The organism is Pseudoalteromonas fuliginea (assembly GCF_000690055.1).
GTDB classification, from domain to species: domain Bacteria; phylum Pseudomonadota; class Gammaproteobacteria; order Enterobacterales; family Alteromonadaceae; genus Pseudoalteromonas; species Pseudoalteromonas fuliginea.
Map to the genome: position 1 here is coordinate 1 of NZ_JJNZ01000038.1, position 17,510 is coordinate 17,510.

Annotated in this window: 17 protein-coding genes; 8 read left to right on the top strand and 9 right to left on the bottom strand. The window is 38.7% G+C overall.

The window, feature by feature from the left end; translation table 11 throughout:
• Positions 1-201: 201 nt before the first annotated feature.
• The 3 genes from DC53_RS08585 to ompR all read right to left on the bottom strand — a co-directional run bounded on the left by DC53_RS08585 (position 202) and on the right by ompR (position 3,524).
• Positions 202-621, bottom strand: coding sequence for an Ig-like domain-containing protein (locus DC53_RS08585; RefSeq protein ID WP_033030229.1), 420 nt, complete (start codon positions 619-621; stop codon positions 202-204).
• An 861-nt stretch (positions 622-1,482) separates the two neighbouring features.
• The gene (gene envZ / locus DC53_RS08580) at positions 1,483-2,799 is read right to left on the bottom strand and encodes a two-component system sensor histidine kinase EnvZ (RefSeq protein WP_033030230.1); all 1,317 of its coding nucleotides are present in this window, start codon (positions 2,797-2,799) and stop codon (positions 1,483-1,485) included.
• 5 nt (positions 2,800-2,804) lie between these two features.
• On the bottom strand, positions 2,805-3,524 hold the full coding sequence (gene ompR / locus DC53_RS08575; protein ID WP_007376425.1) for an osmolarity response regulator transcription factor OmpR: 720 nt from the start codon (positions 3,522-3,524) through the stop codon (positions 2,805-2,807).
• 195 nt (positions 3,525-3,719) lie between these two features.
• On the opposite strand from ompR, the gene greB reads away from it, so the two are divergent.
• The 4 genes from greB (at position 3,720) to DC53_RS08555 (ending at position 7,733) form a co-directional block, all read left to right on the top strand.
• The gene (gene greB, locus DC53_RS08570; protein ID WP_007376424.1) at positions 3,720-4,199 is read left to right on the top strand and encodes a transcription elongation factor GreB; all 480 of its coding nucleotides are present in this window, start codon (positions 3,720-3,722) and stop codon (positions 4,197-4,199) included.
• 116 nt (positions 4,200-4,315) lie between these two features.
• Positions 4,316-4,627: a hypothetical protein gene (locus DC53_RS08565; RefSeq protein WP_008138735.1), complete on the top strand. Its 312-nt coding sequence runs from the start codon at positions 4,316-4,318 to the stop codon at positions 4,625-4,627.
• 50 nt (positions 4,628-4,677) lie between these two features.
• Positions 4,678-5,259, top strand: coding sequence for a CBS domain-containing protein (locus tag DC53_RS08560; protein ID WP_007376422.1), 582 nt, complete (start codon positions 4,678-4,680; stop codon positions 5,257-5,259).
• Positions 5,260-5,426: 167 nt separating this feature from the next.
• Positions 5,427-7,733 carry a Tex family protein gene (locus tag DC53_RS08555; RefSeq protein WP_033030233.1) on the top strand — a complete coding sequence of 769 codons (2,307 nt, stop codon included), beginning with the start codon at positions 5,427-5,429 and terminating at the stop codon, positions 7,731-7,733.
• A gap of 72 nt (positions 7,734-7,805) precedes the next feature.
• Here DC53_RS08555 and DC53_RS08550 read toward each other — a convergent pair whose 3' ends face one another.
• From DC53_RS08550 to bioH, 3 genes are all read right to left on the bottom strand, one after another.
• Complete coding sequence (locus DC53_RS08550; RefSeq protein ID WP_007376420.1) at positions 7,806-8,660, bottom strand: putative metalloprotease CJM1_0395 family protein; 855 nt, start codon at positions 8,658-8,660, stop codon at positions 7,806-7,808.
• Between the two features lie 4 nt (positions 8,661-8,664).
• Positions 8,665-8,973, bottom strand: a complete 309-nt coding sequence (locus DC53_RS08545; protein ID WP_033030235.1) for a hypothetical protein — start codon at positions 8,971-8,973, stop codon at positions 8,665-8,667.
• A gap of 90 nt (positions 8,974-9,063) precedes the next feature.
• Positions 9,064-9,801, bottom strand: a complete 738-nt coding sequence (gene bioH / locus DC53_RS08540) for a pimeloyl-ACP methyl ester esterase BioH (RefSeq protein WP_033030237.1) — start codon at positions 9,799-9,801, stop codon at positions 9,064-9,066.
• Positions 9,802-9,875: 74 nt separating this feature from the next.
• Here bioH and DC53_RS08535 point away from each other — a divergent pair, with 74 nt between their 5' ends.
• Positions 9,876-10,553 (top strand): ComF family protein, encoded by a 678-nt coding sequence (locus DC53_RS08535; protein WP_033030239.1) that lies wholly within the window; start codon positions 9,876-9,878, stop codon positions 10,551-10,553.
• Between the two features lie 13 nt (positions 10,554-10,566).
• Here DC53_RS08535 and DC53_RS08530 read toward each other — a convergent pair whose 3' ends face one another.
• Positions 10,567-13,116, bottom strand: coding sequence for a M14 metallopeptidase family protein (locus DC53_RS08530; protein WP_033030241.1), 2,550 nt, complete (start codon positions 13,114-13,116; stop codon positions 10,567-10,569).
• A 148-nt stretch (positions 13,117-13,264) separates the two neighbouring features.
• Here DC53_RS08530 and nfuA point away from each other — a divergent pair, with 148 nt between their 5' ends.
• Together nfuA and DC53_RS08520 are read left to right on the top strand one after the other, a co-directional pair.
• Complete coding sequence (gene nfuA, locus DC53_RS08525) at positions 13,265-13,840, top strand: Fe-S biogenesis protein NfuA (RefSeq protein WP_002959571.1); 576 nt, start codon at positions 13,265-13,267, stop codon at positions 13,838-13,840.
• 9 nt (positions 13,841-13,849) lie between these two features.
• Positions 13,850-14,119 carry a hypothetical protein gene (locus DC53_RS08520; RefSeq protein ID WP_007376414.1) on the top strand — a complete coding sequence of 90 codons (270 nt, stop codon included), beginning with the start codon at positions 13,850-13,852 and terminating at the stop codon, positions 14,117-14,119.
• 13 nt (positions 14,120-14,132) lie between these two features.
• Here the strand turns inward: DC53_RS08520 and dinF are convergent, their stop codons facing one another.
• Entirely contained in the window at positions 14,133-15,467 is a 1,335-nt protein-coding gene (gene dinF, locus DC53_RS08515; protein ID WP_008138719.1) for an MATE family efflux transporter DinF, read from the bottom strand.
• On the opposite strand from dinF, the gene DC53_RS08510 reads away from it, so the two are divergent.
• A complete protein-coding gene (locus tag DC53_RS08510; protein ID WP_033030243.1) occupies positions 15,447-16,478 on the top strand; it encodes a polysaccharide deacetylase family protein in 1,032 nt (343 codons plus the stop codon). The genes dinF and DC53_RS08510 overlap by 21 nt on opposite strands.
• Here DC53_RS08510 and DC53_RS08505 read toward each other — a convergent pair.
• Positions 16,475-17,506: a protein-glutamate methylesterase/protein-glutamine glutaminase gene (locus DC53_RS08505; protein ID WP_033030244.1), complete on the bottom strand. Its 1,032-nt coding sequence runs from the start codon at positions 17,504-17,506 to the stop codon at positions 16,475-16,477. The two genes, DC53_RS08510 and DC53_RS08505, sit on opposite strands and share 4 nt — an antisense overlap.
• Between the last annotated feature and the right edge of the window lie 4 nt (positions 17,507-17,510).

Genomic DNA, 17,510 nt, shown 5'->3' on the forward strand with positions numbered 1-17,510 from the left:
AGAAGACAAAGGCTTGAAGTGCTTGTTTCAACATCACCCACTGTAAAGCTTATCGCTTTTGTGGTGTCTTCGTTTGTTGACTGATTCATTATGTTTGTGATCGTTGGTGAATCGTTCACACATGCAACATTAAAAGTAAGCTTAACAGGATAACGAGTCACATTTTGGCTTACAGTTTGATAATTAGCTGAATAGGTTCTATTAGGATGCGTATTGTATTCGAGGCTTTTCTACATCATCTTTTGTTGCAAAGGCAAAAAAGCTTTGGAGAATATTTAAAATAGGACTTGTTGAGTACTCAACAAGCTCATCGGATTCTAGAGATATAGACCTAATTGGGTTATTGCCAGAATCTATCAATGAGACATTTATCGTTGTTGTATCTACACCACAAAAATTAGCCTTTGGTTTATAAACAAATGAATCTGTATTAAAACTTAAAGTCCCGTTTTTTGGTTTTATAATGGCGGCTCCAAAAAAGGCTTCCCGTGCGCCTATAACACGCCAAACCTCCCAAATTCTAACTGTTTTACTTCCATCTTCAGTTAAATTAAATTTATCAGTAACAGCCGAAGCCATTGAAGATAAAACTAATAGAAAAAAGCACAATGTAAATTTCACAAAACAATCCTTGTTGGTTGTTATTATTTTATTTAAATATTTACATGTTTGTTACCTAGGAACAACATCAAATAATCGAACAAATAAAAACCTACCAAAGAAGAACAAAAAACAGTGACTTAAAAACTAAGCTTATTAAAAATATACAAAGTAAATTCAAATAGATTTATAGCAAAACTAAAAGTGGGAGCTGAAATATTAATTTCAACCTTCTAGAACCTACTGGCCTTTCATGATTAAAACTTGTTCTATCTAATTATCGCAGGAAGTTTGCAACCTAGTGGGCTAAGTAAAAGTAAACCGTCTCTAGGGCAAACCCAAAGGGCTGAGCATGTTTGGCATTTATGGGGAGTAAAAATATATATTAGCTATCCAATGCTAATAATTTTTCTAACTACTCGAATAATTACAAATCAAGTAGCTATAAAAAGTAAGGTCACTATTTAATCTTCGTAATACCAATTTGCTTAATTAAGTAAGCTATTTTGAGGTAAGAAAACAGTGTCGATAACAAGGCAAAAATTCGTTATTTAGTTGTTCCATATAAGAAATATTTAACACAGTTAGCGTCAGGTTTAAGCTCTCAAATTGCTCAAAGATTATTACGAATTGGTATTAATGTATTAATGATGTAACAGCTCAAAAGCATGCTAAGAAGCGATACAAACACTCTATTTTGCTCCATTATAAAAAACACTACGAAAAAGCTGTATACAATACCCTAATAAAAACGATTAATGCCTGACCGTACATAGCACATGTATTTTGAAATATGTGGAGGTAATCATATGGCTTATACCTTGTAAGTCTATTTGGTATTAAACACTTAGTTTACAGTTAGTAACTACACAGCTATTCGCTTTAAACAGCTTGGTTAGTTACTTTTATAGGCAAGTATATTTGCGCACTTAGCCCGCCTTCGGGACGATTTTCAAGCATCACTTTTCCATCGTGCATATCTACTATACGCTTGATAATTGCCAGCCCTAAACCACTGCCTTCGCTCCCTCGAGCAGCATCACCTTGCTTAAATGGTTCGAACACGGACTCTAACTCACTTTCAGGAATGCCGGGGCCATTATCGTTTACTGCAATAACGACATATTTTTTATTTGGACTAAAATAACTAAGTACTTCTATATCATCTTGTGAATAACGCAGCGCATTACCAATCATGTTTGTTATTACACGCTTAATAGCCACAGAGCTTAGCGGTATATTGCCAATACTTGGGTTCTCTTTAAACGTAATTACACGTTGATGCTTTAGCTCCGAATGAATAACTTCAGCCACCAGTGCATTTATATTTTCACAGGTTAGTTCTTCACGCTTATGATGGCGTAAGTACTCGATAAACTGGTCGATAATACCGTTCATGTCTTCAATATCGTAAATAATACCTTCGCGTAAGTACTCATCAGCTTCAGCCATCATTTCAGTCGCTAAACGAATGCGTGTAAGCGGCGTGCGTAAATCATGTGACACACCAGCCATTAATAAACGGCGGTCATTCTCAAGTGCAGCAATACCCCGCGACATCTGATTAAACGCGCGCGTTACTTCTATCACTTCTGTTGAACCTTCCTCTGCTAACTTAGTAGTAAAATCACCTTTACCAACTTTTATTGCAGCTTGCTGTAACGCTTTAAGCGGCCTATTGAGGTGCCTTGCAAACAACCACCCACCTAACACACTTAAAAATCCGATGCTTGATAAATAAAAAGTTAAAAACTCTAAATTATTCTCTTGGAAACCAGTTAACGGTACTTTAACCCAGTAACCTGGAGCTTGGGGGGCTTCGACCCAATATATGAGTGGACCAGTTTGGCTAATGCGCACACGCGAGAAGCCATTTAACTGTTTCGTCATACTGCGCGATAATCCTGAATACTCACGGCTTTGCCCTAACCCATTACGCATTGCCTCACGTTGAGTCATTACTTCAATTCCAGTGATTTCAAAAAACTTTTCTGAAACCTCGTCGTTTATCTCAATGCCGTCTTCCCAATCTATAAATACGGTTTTTATTTGCTTTGCGAGCATTAAATTTACTTGCTCAATTGTAGGCTTTACAACATATAAGCTTACTGTAACGTAAGACACTATTTGGTTTATTAGTAATAATGCGGCTACCAAAAAAACCGTTTGTCCAAACGCACTACGCGGAAAAAATCCCATATAAATTACTTTTCACCATCAGGAACAAATACATACCCCAAACCCCATACGGTTTGAATATAACGCGGATTGGCAGCATCAATTTCAATCATGCGTCGAAGTCGCGACACTTGCACATCAATACTTCGCTCAAGCGCACTGTAATCACGCCCACGCGCTAAGTTCATTAGCTTATCGCGGCTAAGTGGCTCTCGTGGATGCGAAACAAGCGCTTTAAGCACGGCAAACTCACCACTGGTAAGCGATATTGTTTTGTCCCCTTCACTCATTTCGCGCGTTGCTAAATTAAGCGTAAATTTACCAAAAGCGATCAAGTTTTCTTCAGCAGCTGGAGCACCTGGCACTTCTTTTGCGCGGCGGCGCAAAATTGCTTTTATGCGAGCAAGTAGCTCACGTGGATTAAATGGTTTTGGAATGTAATCGTCAGCGCCAAGTTCAAGACCAATAATACGGTCTACTTCGTCGCCTTTAGCGGTGAGCATAACAATAGGGATTTCATTTTCTTTTTGGCGTAACCTGCGACAAATTGACAATCCATCTTCACCTGGAAGCATTAAATCGAGAACCATTAAGTGAAAGTTTTCACGTTCAAGGAGTCTGTCCATTTGCTCCGAATTTCCTGCGGTTCTCACAATAAAGCCTTGCTCTACTAAGTAACGTTCGAGCAAACTGCGTAAGCGCATATCGTCATCAACAACTAATACTTTTGTGGTCTCGTGTCCCATAATCTCTTTCTTATTTTTATATCCAATTATTAGTTAATATAAATGAAAAACTGAATAATCAAAAACTAATTACTTGCTTAGATTGTTACTGAACATTTCAAAGCTTACTTGCTCGTACTTTATTACATTTTACGCTCGACAAGTTTTGGCAAATTTAATAACGTGCACACCATTAGAGTTAATAAAGAATTCACCATGAAAACAAATTTAGTTACCCGCGAAGGTTACTTACAATTACAACAAGAACACGACCAACTATGGAACGTTAAACGCCCAGAAGTAACAAAAATAGTCAGCTGGGCGGCCAGTCTCGGAGATCGCTCTGAGAACGCTGACTATCAATATAACAAGCGTTTGCTTCGCCAAATTGACCGTCGTATACGCTATTTACGCAAACGCATACCTGATTTAAAAATCATCGACTACTCTCCCGTTCAAGATGGAAAAGTGTTTTTTGGTGCATGGGTCGAAATTGAAAACGAAGAAGGTGAAACTAAAAAATTCAGAATTGTCGGACCTGATGAAATTTACGACCGAAAAGATTACATATCAATAGACTCACCTATGGCGCGTGCATTGATTAAAAAGCAAGTAGATGACGACTTTGAAGTACCTACTCCTCAGGGTAAAAAGCAATGGTATGTAAACAGTATTGATTACCAAAAAAAGAAATAAAAAGTTTTGATTCAGATCATGTTAACTTTTGATTGTGTAAATTAGGTCAATAAGCTATAAATGAATTATTCAAGTTGATTTGTTTAATTTGAAAGCAGTTAATTAAGGTCGTAGTTATGTCAAACATAGTACAGCGCATATTAAATAATGCCGTATTGTTTGCACTTTTAATGAGTGTAAGTTTGACGCTGCATGCCAGCAACACTGACGTAAACCTTGATAACGCTAAACTATCTAATCACTTTATTGCTTGTGACATTCCTGACCAGGCAAACCTCGATTTTGACGTAGACTCTCACGTTAATACTATTACCTTTAGGTCGCCTCAACCACTTCCTAATGTCGTAGATTCTTTTTATAAGAGCACTAATCTAAACAGACCTTTTAGCACTGCATACCAACGCGGACCACCTAGCTATTTAATTTAATTCATTATTTTACAACTTAATTAAATTTTATAACGACTAAGGTGACTACTATGTCTAACTTTAAAGAATTACGTACTCAAAGCATTTCTCACGGCGTTATTGCAAGCACATTTGCAGATGACCAACCATTAATTGATTTAGCCTCTCCGGCATTAAAAGTGGTAAATAATTTCACTCAAAAAACACCTGTCCGCGCCCAGTATGAAACAACAATTGAAGCAGCACTAAAACAGATTAGCGCTCAACAATCTGATTTTGTCTTAGTAACGGACGACAACCAAAAATTAATTGGAATAGTTTCAAGTGCTGATTTACAAAGCTCAAAAATCACGATTATTGCCCAGCGTTTAAATACACCGCGTAATGAAGTTAGCTTACGCCACATAATGACACCAATAAGTCAGTTAATGAGTGTAAGTATGCAAAGCTTAAGCTACGCATGTATTGGTGATGCGTTGCAAACAATGGAGCATCAAGGGGTGATGTTTTTATTAGTGACTACAACTGACAATGAAATTTGCGGTTTAATCTCAGCACGTCAAATTACTAAAGCGCTACATATCCCTCTGCATATTACCCCCATAGCTAATTCATTCAGTGAAGTATTAGAAAACATAGAGCACCCTCACTAGGGGCTCTTTTAACGCTATAATTACCCAATCAAGCCAACCATCTTAAAGCAAGGAAAATAGCTTGCTTTAAGAGCTTTTTATTACAACCTCGTGTGATATTATTCAAGCAATTAGTCGTATCAGTTAACTTACTAACTGGTCTTATTTTTGTTTAAAAAGGTTTTTGCATGAGCGATATCTCTGCACGTTTAGCCGATGAGCTAAATGCACAACAACAGCAAGTTGTTGCTGCAACAAAGTTACTTGATGAAGGTGCAACTGTGCCTTTTATTGCTCGTTATAGAAAGGAAGTAACCGGTGGCTTAGATGACACCCAATTACGCCTTTTAGAACAGCGTTTATCATATTTACGTGAACTAGAAGAACGCCGCAGCTTTATTTTATCAACCATCGAATCTCAAAATAAATTAACAGCAGAGTTAAAGGCAGATATTAGTACTGCGCAAAGCAAAACTGAACTTGAAGATTTATATCTCCCGTATAAAGCGAAGCGCCGTACTAAAGGCCAAATAGCAATTGAGGCCGGATTAGAGCCACTTGCTGATGCACTGTTTAAAAATGCTAACCTTGATCCTGAACAACAAGCTGAACAATTTATAAATGTCGAAAAAGGCTTTGCTGATATAAAGGCAGTGCTTGAAGGTGCTAAGTTTATTTTAATGGAGCGCTTTGCTGAAGACGCAAAACTACTTGCTAAATTTAGAAGCCACATTAGCCAAAATGGCGCAATTCAAAGTACCGTTATTAAAGGCCAAGAACAAGCTGGCACTAAATACCGTGATTACTTTGAACACCAAGAGCTTCTAAAAAAAGTACCTTCGCATCGCGCACTTGCAATGCTGAGAGCTCGAAATGAAGGTGTACTTCAGTTAAATGTTAACCCTGAGCCTAGTGCTGAAAATTCAGCGCAACTTTGTGCCAACATGATTGCTGAGCATTACCGTTTAGATATTAAATATAAAGCGGCAAGTCCTTGGTTATTAAACGTTGTGCAATGGGCGTGGAAAATTAAATTAGGGCTGCATTTAGAAAACGAATTTTTTGCAGCCATGCGCGAAAAAGCAGAAGCTGGTGCAATCGACGTATTTGCTAAAAACTTAAAAGATTTATTAATGGCAGCACCTGCAGGCCCTCGTACTACTTTAGGTCTTGATCCAGGCCTTCGTACTGGCTGTAAGATTGCCGTTGTTGATAGCACAGGTAAATTACTAGCTACACAAACTATTTTCCCTCATGCACCACAAAATCATTGGGATAAATCAGTGCGTACGTTAGAGCAACTTTGTCGTCAGCATAAAGTTGAGCTAATTGCGATTGGTAACGGTACTGCATCACGCGAATCAGATAAGTTAGTTGCTGAACTTATCAAAGCAAACAACGAACTTAAACTTAGTAAAATTATGGTTAGCGAAGCGGGTGCATCGGTTTACTCAGCTTCTGAATTTGCAGCTAATGAATTTCCAGATTTAGATGTTTCTATACGAGGCGCTGTTTCTATTGCGCGCCGCCTACAAGATCCTCTTGCTGAACTTGTTAAAATTGAGCCAAAATCAATTGGTGTTGGCCAATACCAACACGATGTATCGCAAAGCCAATTAGGCCAAAGCCTTATTTCAGTAGTTGAAGACTGTGTAAACTCAGTAGGCGTAGATTTAAACATGGCATCGGTACCGCTACTTACACGCGTATCTGGTTTGAACAAAACATTAGCGCAAAATATCGTTAATTATCGCGATGCTAACGGCACATTTACTAAACGTAGTGAGCTTAAAAAGGTTGAGCGTTTAGGGCCAAAAGCATTTGAACAAGCGGCTGGCTTTTTGCGTATTAACAACGGTAGCGATCCGCTAGATAACTCATCAGTTCACCCTGAAGCTTACCCTGTTGTTAAACGTATTTGTGAACGCAATAGCGTAGATGTCAGTAACCTAATTGGTAACAGCGACTTTTTAACTAAACTTGCTGCTAACGATTACACTGACGAAAAGTTTGGCTTACCAACCGTTACCGACATTATTACTGAGCTTGATAAACCAGGTCGAGATCCTCGCCCTGAATTTAAAACAGCTGAGTTTAAAGCCGGTGTTGAAAAAATTAGTGATTTAAAACCAGGTATGATTTTAGAAGGCGTGGTTTCAAACGTTGCTAATTTTGGTGCGTTTGTTGATGTAGGTGTTCACCAAGATGGTTTAGTGCATATTTCAGCAATCACGAATAAATTTATATCAGATCCGCGTGAAGTTGTTAAAGCTGGTGATATTGTAAAGGTTAAAGTAGTTGAGGTAGACGCTGCACGTAAGCGCATAAGCTTTACTATGCGCTTAGATGACGAAATTGACACAAGTAATAAGTCAGCAGCTCCAGCTACGCAAAAGCCACAAACTCGTGCTGCAAAGCCTAAACGTGACAATGGTAATGCGTTAATGGGTAATGCATTTGCCGATGCGTTCGCTAATGCTAAAGTAAAAAAATAATAGTTGTACAGCTAAGCTAAAACGAAAAAAACCGCGTAAGCGGTTTTTTTGTGGTTATGTTTTGCTAGATTATTAACTTAACGCTGAAAAACTACTTTGGCTCGCTGGCGATGTCGCCATTTGATAAAAGTTAGCAATACGCCCTGCACGTGCCTCAACATCGGCATCACGTGTTTGCTCGTCACTTTTAGCTGTTTTTGTATCGCTGCTTTCATCGCTAGAGAATGAAGCTTCAAGTTTACTTTTTGCGTCTTCGTCATCTTCTTTTTCAGGTTGTGCAAGCTCAGCCTGAGCCGCTGCTAGCTTTTGCGTAGCATCTGCAGCAATAGAGCGATCAGCTCCCGAAGGCTCAGCAGGTGCTAATGCAGCAGCGCGCACCGTTTGCATTTTATCAATCGTCGCTTGTGGGTCGCCGGGTATTTCTGATACATCAATTTGTACTTCTCCGCCAACTGCGTAATTAGTACCATCGGGCCCGCGTTGATATTCATAACTTGGCGAACCTGCATGTTGTCCACCTACAGAGGCATGCGCTTGTTCGTGTATTCTGACTTCGGTATCTCGAGCCTTTAGCTCTTTAATTTGTAGCTGTTCTTGCTCTAATTGCAGCTCTTCTTGCTCTAATTCTTGTTGCTCACTTGCTTCGTTTTCTTGTTCAGAGCCTTCAGGGTTTTCTGAGTTTTCATCGCGTTGTTGAACTGATTTTTCGTCTGTTGTTTTTCCCGTTGCATCATATGTTACGCTATCACTTCCACCTGGCAACTTCGCTTTTTCAGCGTCACTTTGGGCTTTAGTTTCGGTATTACTTGCGCTACTTGATGCTGGTGCAGGAATGACTTCGCGTAGTTGGTTGTCACGTCGTGCAGTTTCCGTATAAACATTTGCAGTGTTTATATTGATAGATGGAAATGGCGTGACAATATTCATAATACTAAACTTTAATATCGATTAACGTGCCAAGTACATCATCGGCCGTTTGAATTGATTGCGTATTTGCCTTGGCATTAAACTCTTCAACTTTTAAGTTAACAAGCGCTTCATCAACACGAGCAGGCTGTGCTACAGGTGCAGTAATAGCTTCTTCAGGGCGTGCTGCCGTAAGCTGACGTTGCTGCGCTAACTGCGCGTCGTCTTGCTGTTCAATATTGGCACGATTAATCTCAGCACTGGCCTTTTCGATACCTTGGCTAGCACGATTAAATCCTTCAACACCGCTATTAAATACAGATCCGATTGGCATATTAAAACCTCCACCAAATTAACATTGCTTAATTATCGCTCAGGTTATGCACAAAATAAAGCTTTAAACTGCGCTATTTTCAGCTCAATTTTAAAGCATTGATTTAACGACAGATAAAAACTCTCTCTTATGAGAAATAAATGGGGCGTGCGATGCTTTATCAAGCACTCCATATTCAAACTCAGTATTTAGTGCTGATATTTCCGCAATCACTTTATAAGGTACAAGTGCATCTAAACGCCCGAATATACCTTTAATAGAGACCGGGCAACGAGTAAATAACTCACGCAAGTCTTCGTTTTTTAAAATATCCAAACCTGCCATAAGCGCTTCAGTATTTGGTGCGCTGTACTGATTTAGTAATAGTTTAAGTTGCTTTATATCATCCCTTGCCGACTCACTTCCCATCGCTTGAATTGCTAAAAATCGCTCTATCGTTTTTTCTCTATGATTAACTAGTTGGTCTTTAAATTGTTCTAATACTTTGGAATTAATACCAGGCCAATCTATTTGATCTGCAAAAAATGGCGTTGATGCAACCAATATTACTTTTGACACTTTTTCAGGCCAATGCTTAGCAATATACAGTGCAAATAAGCCTCCTAATGACCAGCCCATTAAAATTGATTGTGGTTGTAGTTGTTCACTCAAAAGTGCGGCTGCATCATGGAGTGTATAAGGGCTTGGGCAAGCAATACTATTACCAAACCCAGGTAAGTCAAGGCTGCGTACATTCCCTGAATATAAAAACTCAAGCTCTGGCTGAACCAACTGCCATACCCCCTGATTCATTCCCCAACCATGTAATAACACTAATTCGTTTTGCATATTTGCCTAACCTTTACCAAACTTAAGCTCATAATAACGATTAAAGAGATGATTGCAATGTACGGTTCAAATCAATGAATAAAGCCATTTTTGACTGGTTATTTCCTACTTATTGCGTTCAGTGCCAGTGTATTATTAACGCATCATTAGGACTGTGTGAACATTGTTTAGAAGACTTGCCATTGTTTAATTTAAACGAGCATACCAATTTACTTCATCGCCCCGATATTGTTGAAATGTTTCCCAATTGTGAGTTTGATATGTTATTTGCATGCGCATTTTATCAACCTCCATTTGAGCACTGGCTTAAGCAACTTAAATTTAATAACCAAATTCATTATAAAAAGGCATTGCAGCAAGTCATTAAAAAACAGCTTGTACAACTGTTTGCTCAGAGCCAAAACTTACCTGATGCTTTTGTTATTTTACCACTGCATAAAAATCGTTTTTTGGAGCGTGGATTTAATCAAGTCAGCCAAGTATGGTATCCATGTTTAACTAATTACTTACCATTGAGTAACGTACTTATTCGCGACAAAAAAACACAGGCTCAGTCAAAACTATCAAAAGCAAAGCGTATGAAAAATTTAAAAAATGCCTTTATTTGTACACAGGATATGCGCGGTAAAACCGTCGCTATTGTTGATGATGTAATGACAACGGGCGCTACATTAAATGCAGCGACTCATACATTAAAACAAGCTGGCGCTAAACAAGTATGGGCTTTTGTAACCTGTTTAACGCCAATTTAGTAATTAAAAAATACTACCCACCATTTGCGCGAAACGTGTGACCAAAAAATAAAGCATTGCTTAGCAGTCGACTAGTACCATACCAGTAACCTCTAAATACAGGATCGTCGGTCATACCTATCACTGTACCTCGCCCGTATGAGTGTGCAATTAAACCGGCGCCGCCGGCAACTTGCTCAACATTAACAGTATCGGTAAAGCCTGCCAATAATGGTTTTTTAGTGTAGGTAAGAACATTTACGAACGGCGCATCGGAAGCTTCAAGTAACCATGTGCTGTTTTTAAATACCGGTAATGTATTACGATTAAGTGAAAAACTAAGTGGGTGAGTTAAATCTACATTGGTATTAAAAATAGCACCTGCAATGCGCTGACGTCCAGCTAAATGATCTTTGTCGCCATAACTTAAACCTGTCGTATTAAATGCGCTAGCTACATCTTGTCGTGATAGATAACTTGCTTTAAGAATTTGCTGATCAACTAAAAATTTAGCGCCGCCTTTGTGACCCCAAATAACACCACCTTTTCTTACCCAGCTTTTAATTGCCACTTTGTCGGCATCAGATAAGCTATTGTAATTGCCATGAGCAAGTACAATATGGCTGTAATCACTTAGCTCAAGTGAGCTAAAGCGGTTCATTTCAACAATTGTTGGCGCTGCGCCAACAAAGCGATCTAGATAATACCACACTTCGCCTACTTCGTACTGGCTCGCGCCCTGCCCACCAATAAGCAGTACCTTTGGCGCACTAACAACGGCCATTGATCGTGAACCTAAATCAGCGCCTTTACTTGTTAAACCTGATGTAATTGGTTTAATTGCAATACCAAATTCACTTTGTGCTTTACTAAGCTGGGCAACCCAATCGATATTTGTTTGTAGGCCTGCTGGAATAATAATACTACCTGGTTCGAAGTTTACCTCCCCCGATGTTGATTTAGCAGTTAATGAGCTCAATGCAACGCGTGCTTTAATACCTTGTTTAAGTAAAGTATTGAGCATTTTAGGGGCTAAATAATCGTCCCATGCAAAACCAAAGGCATAACCATTTTTTAAATCGGAAAAAGATGTTTTTACCGCTTTATTCCAAGCAGTATCTGCAACATCTAAGCCCCAATTGCTTTTAACTTTTGCAAACGGTAAATTAAAAGCATGCGCTAGAGTCCAACCCGAAACATCATAGAATGTATTATCAGCAAAGTTTTTTTGCTCACTAAAAATAGCTTTTACTAAACGGTATTGCGGTTGCGCTAATGGCACAAAATAACTATGAGTACTAAAACTTTTTCCATTTGCTTTTAATGGTTTAGTAAGTGGGTAAGCGTTAATTTGATGCTGTTTTAGTAATTCTAAAAAGTGCTTAGTACGGGTGTTGTCGCTCGCGCCTTCAACAACATAACCTTCAAAGCTCTCGTCACTGGCTAAATCAGCTGCCTGATTATAAAACTTCGCTTGGTAATCTAGTAACGCCTGGCGATTATCAATGGCTGCTTTAAAGGTTGATAAGCTCGTTAATAGCTGATTTTTAATAGTAAATGCAAAGCTTAAAGGTCCGTTTATAGTTTCTTGAATATGCCCACGAGAACTCGCTTGCTCGAATAAAATGCCTACACCACCATTTACGTCGGGATAAGTTGAGCCTTTTCCGTAATAAAAATCGTCAAAACTTTCTTCTGTAAAATAAAGTGCGTTATTTTCATCTAAAGTTTTTGCATGATAGTTGGCAATCGCTTTCGTTAAAGTTACATTTTCATCTGGTGTTATTGGGTGTTTACGACTTGGGATACCTGGCTGAAAAAAGTAACTGCTATTTGGCCCCATTTCATGAAAGTCAGTTAAAATATTTGGTTTCCACTGATGAAATTTGGCAATTCGCGCGCGCGATTCAGGATGCTGTAGTAATAACCAGTCACGATTTAAATCAAACCAATAATGGTTAGTACGGCTACTTGGCCAATTTTCAACATGTTCACGGGTCTTAGGATCAGACGATAAGTTCATACCTCGGTTACTGTTGGCCCAATTAGCAAAACGAGCAAGCCCATCAGGATTAAGTGAAGGGTCGAGTAAAATAACCGTGTTATTTAATAGCTCATCTATTTCAGCACCTTGAGCAGCTGCTAAATAATAGGCTACCAATAATGAAGCGTTGCTGCCCGATGATTCATTGCCGTGTACACTATAACCCATCCAGACAACAGCAGGTTGGTCTTTAGTTTTGTCACTGTTGTTACTTAAACGCGCCAAATGAGCTTGGCGAGTTTGCTCTATGTTTGGCAACTTGTTGGCGGCAGTAATTGTTAGCATCACAAGCGGGCGTTGCTCATGTGTACGGCCAATAATTTCAAAGTTTATGCGGTCACTTTTTTTCGCAAGTACTTCCATATAGCGCACTAACTGGTCGTGTCTTACATGCCACTCCCCCACTTGATAACCTAGCACTGCTTCAGGGGTGGGAATGGTAGGGTCAAATTGAACATCTTGCTCAAAATAATAAGATAGTGGCTTTGCCATACTTGAAAAACTCAGTAGTACCACCATTATTGTTAACATGAACCGCATATAAATCACTCTAAAAATGTTTGTTAATTGCACGCTACCATTGCTTAAAATAGATGCCAACTTTTTACGCTCAACACTAGCCGCAACACGATGAGCGGAGTATGATATGCAGTATCCGAGTAATTTAGTCAGGTATAAAGCCGTTTTTATGATTTCTATTTCCGAAACAGCGCAAGCGCATTTTGCTAAACTATTAGCAGATCAATCACAACAAACCAATATTCGTGTTTTTGTTGTAAACCCTGGTTCATCACAAGCGGAATGTGGTGTGTCTTATTGTCCAGAAGACGCTGTTGAAGCCAGCGATATTCGTCTAAATTTCAATGGTTTTGATGCTGTTGTAGATGCAGAAAGTGCGCCATTTTTAGAAGAAGCCGAGATCGATTTTGTTACTGACAAAATGGGCACTCAATTAACGCTAAAAGCGCCGAATGCTAAAGCTCGTAAAATTGGTGATGATGCATCATTAAATGAACGCGTGCAGCACATGCTTGAAACTGAAGTAAACCCCCAACTAGCAAACCATGGCGGCCAAGTAAGTCTAGTAGAAATAACAGCTGCAGGCATTGCTATACTTCAGTTTGGTGGTGGTTGTAATGGTTGCTCTATGATCGATGTAACGCTAAAAGAAGGCATCGAGAAAGAAATGATCGCTAAATTTGAAGAAATCACCGGTGTTGCTGATATCACAGAGCACGAAGCGGGCGATCACTCTTACTATTAATTATTATAAATGCTAAAGCCACTTATCTATCGTTTAGGGAGTAACCCTAAACTTAGCTTAAAGCGCTTTTTTCGCGGCTTAGCACTATTTGTGCTAGCCGTGGTATTTATCTCCCTTGGGTATTACACTCACTACAGTTTGCAAATAATTGGCGTTGCAATTTTAGTCCCTGCACTGTTTTTTGCAGCTTGGGGTTATTGCGGGATTTTTGCTAACCGCTTTTCACAAGTCATTAAAGGCATTGGCCCAAAAAATCACGATCCCGATTTATGGAAATAAATAATCATCGCACTTAATCTAATAGTTTGTTATTTTCTTTAAGCCTTTGGTATTTAATAATCAAAGTCACGCCCCGCATTAACATAAAACAGCTCATAGCTAACCATAGTCCGTTATTTTGTAATTCGTTAAATATCCAAAACACCCCAAAAAATCCAACTGTAGCCGAAAAAAGCATACTATTACGCATATCTTTTGCACGTGTTAAACCCACAAAAACACCATCAAATAAAAAACAACTCATAGCAAGTAATGGAAGTGCAATAACCCAAGGCAAATAAAGCGTCGCCTCATTAATAACCTCTGGCACATTGGTTAAAAGCATAATAATTTGGGCACCAAAAACGGCAAAAAACAGGCTATATAACAATCCAAACAACATTCCCCAAAATACACTGATTTTTACCCATAACTCGATATTACTTACACTTTTTTGGCCTTTTGCTTGCCCTACTTTTGCCTCACTAGCATATGCAATACCATCTAAAGCAAAACTAACTAACATTAAAAAGTTAAGTAGCACGGCGTTAGCAGCGAGTGTCGTTTCGCCAATACGTGCACCATAAAATGTCATAAAGCTAAAACATAATTGCAGTATTAAAGAGCGAATAAAAATATCGCGATTCAAACTCAATAATTCAGCCATTTTGCTAATACTCAACCAATTCGGTACATTTAGCTCAATATCTTGTTTTTTAGCTAGTTTAACCACTAAAAAAAGTGCAAAAATTAGTGCGGTATAGTCAGCAATAAGTGACGCCCATGCAGCACCAGCAACCGCCCAATCAAGGTAAACAACAAAGTAAATATCGAGTACTATATTGACTATGTTTGTTACTAATAATAAATAAAATGGCCCTCGCCCGTAATGTACACCAAGCATCCAACCCAGTAACACTAAATTACACAATGCTGCTGGAGCACTAAAAATGCGGATACTAAAATACTGATATGCTTGTGCGAGTACATCGCTATTAGCAGCAGACAAAAATGCAATAGCATGTTTTATCAAAGGAGATAAAGCGATAAGTAGTACAGCAACAAGACTTGCAAGTAATAAGCTACGTTTAAGTAAGGCGGCTAATTGAGTTAAATCATTTTCTCCGTAAGCCTGAGCGACCATGCCAGTCGTACTCATTCTTAAAAATCCCGCTAGCCAAAATAAAATAGAAATAACAGCAGAACCAAGCGCAATACCCGCTAAATAGTGAGCGCTCCCTAAGTGCCCAATGACAGCAGTATCAACAATTCCTAACAGTGGTACTGTGATATTTGATAGTATCATCGGACCGGCTAACAACAACAAGCTTTTATGGTGTGCTTTATTATGTATAAGAAATTGTTTCATTTAGTATTATTTTCTCTCATTAGTGTATCTCTACGCGTTCAAGCTGCTGTTATTTTACAATACCATCATGTTAGTGAAAGCCTTCCTGCCGTAACGAGTGTTAGCGCGAACACATTCACTAAACATTTAAGCTATTTGAAAGAGCATAACTTTAACGTTATTCCTCTTAATGAACTAATAAATGCACTTCAGCAAGGTAAAACATTACCTGAGAAAACCATCGCTATCACTTTTGATGACGGTTACAACAACAATTACGACGAAGCAGCGCCAATTTTAGAGAAATTTAATTATCCATATACTATTTTTGTAAATCCAAAATTAATTGATGAAGGCCAAAGTTATGTAATGGGCTGGGATAAACTCAAAGAGCTTAGCAAAAAGGGCGCGCTTATAAGCAACCACAGTGCTCAACATGATTATTTGCATATTAAACTTGATAACGAAACGGATGCCCAGTGGAAAATACGTATCAAACAAGATATTTTGTATTCACAACAACGTATAAAAGAAGAGGTTGGCCAAGACTACAAATATTTAGCCTACCCGTATGGTGAATTTAATAACGAATTACAAGCTCTTGTGACTGATCTTGGCTTTATAGGTATTGGTCAACACTCTGGGGCGGTGAATAAAAACTCAAACTTCAGTCGCTTGCCGCGTTTCCCAGCTTCTGGGTTTTACAGTAAACTAGATACGTTAATCACAAAACTAAATTCTCATGCTTTTAATATTACAAAGTTAACGTATCAAGATAGCGTGACAACACAAAACCCACCAACACTAACCATAGAGTTTGAAATGGGAGATTTTCATAAAACACAGTTTGCCTGCTATGTCTCAAATGTTGGCCAAGCAAGCTTAAATTGGATAAGTAAAAATACGGTTGAAGTCACTTCTCCAAAAGAGCTAAATAATGGCCGTTCTCGCTTTAATTGCACTGCGCCTTCGATTAAAAACCCGAGTGACTATTATTGGTTCTCACAGCCGTGGGTTATTGAAAATAATTAAACTTTAATAGCCTGATTCAATAGCCGCTCAGTTACCTTATCCAACGCAACAACTTCGTTTGCTGCGTTTAACTCCACAGCAGCTTTTGGCATTCCCCAAACCACAGACGAAAATTCGTCCTGAGCTAGTGTGTACGCGCCACCTTCCCTTAAAGCGAGCAATCCTTTTGCGCCATCACTCCCCATTCCGGTTAACAACGCTGCCACAACATTCTTAGCGTTAATTTCTACTAATGAATTAAACAATACATCCACTGCTGGTTTATGCCGATTTACAGGCTCATTATCATCAAGTTCACAATATAAGTGTCCCCCATATTTTTTAATGGTTAAATGCAAACCACCAGGAGCAATATAAGCGCAACCTGCGACTAGCTTATCACCCTGCTCTGCTTCTTTAACACTAATGATACATGTACGATCCATCCTTAAAGCGAACGAAGTACTAAATACAGGGGGAATATGTTGAGTAATAACAATCGGCGGGCAATTAATAGGCATTTTTATTAATACTTCTTTAATCGCTTCAGTACCCCCGGTTGATGCGCCTATAGCAATAACTTTATTTAATAAAAACTGAGCATTGATAGGTAAAGGATCACTCGATGGTAACGCTTTTTTATAACTTCTAACTCTTGCACCAGCGGCTACTCGTACCTTTTGCTGAACTAAATACGCATATTGGCTTATTTTATCTTTTATATTAGCCGTTGGTTTAGCTATAAAATCAATCGCACCGAGCTCTAGTGCCTCTAATGTAATTGGTGAACCTTTTTGTGTTAATGTAGAAATCATCACTACAGGCATTGGCCTTAGGCGCATTAGATTTTTTAAAAAGCTAATACCGTCCATTTTTGGCATCTCTACATCCAATGTAAGTACATCAGGGTTAAGTTGTTTAATCATTTCTCGTGCTTTATATGGATCTTCAGCACTACCTACCACTGTAATATCTTCAGCTTGCTGTAAAACGTCAGTGAGTAATCGCCTAATTAAAGGAGAGTCATCTATTATGAGTACTTTAATCATAAAC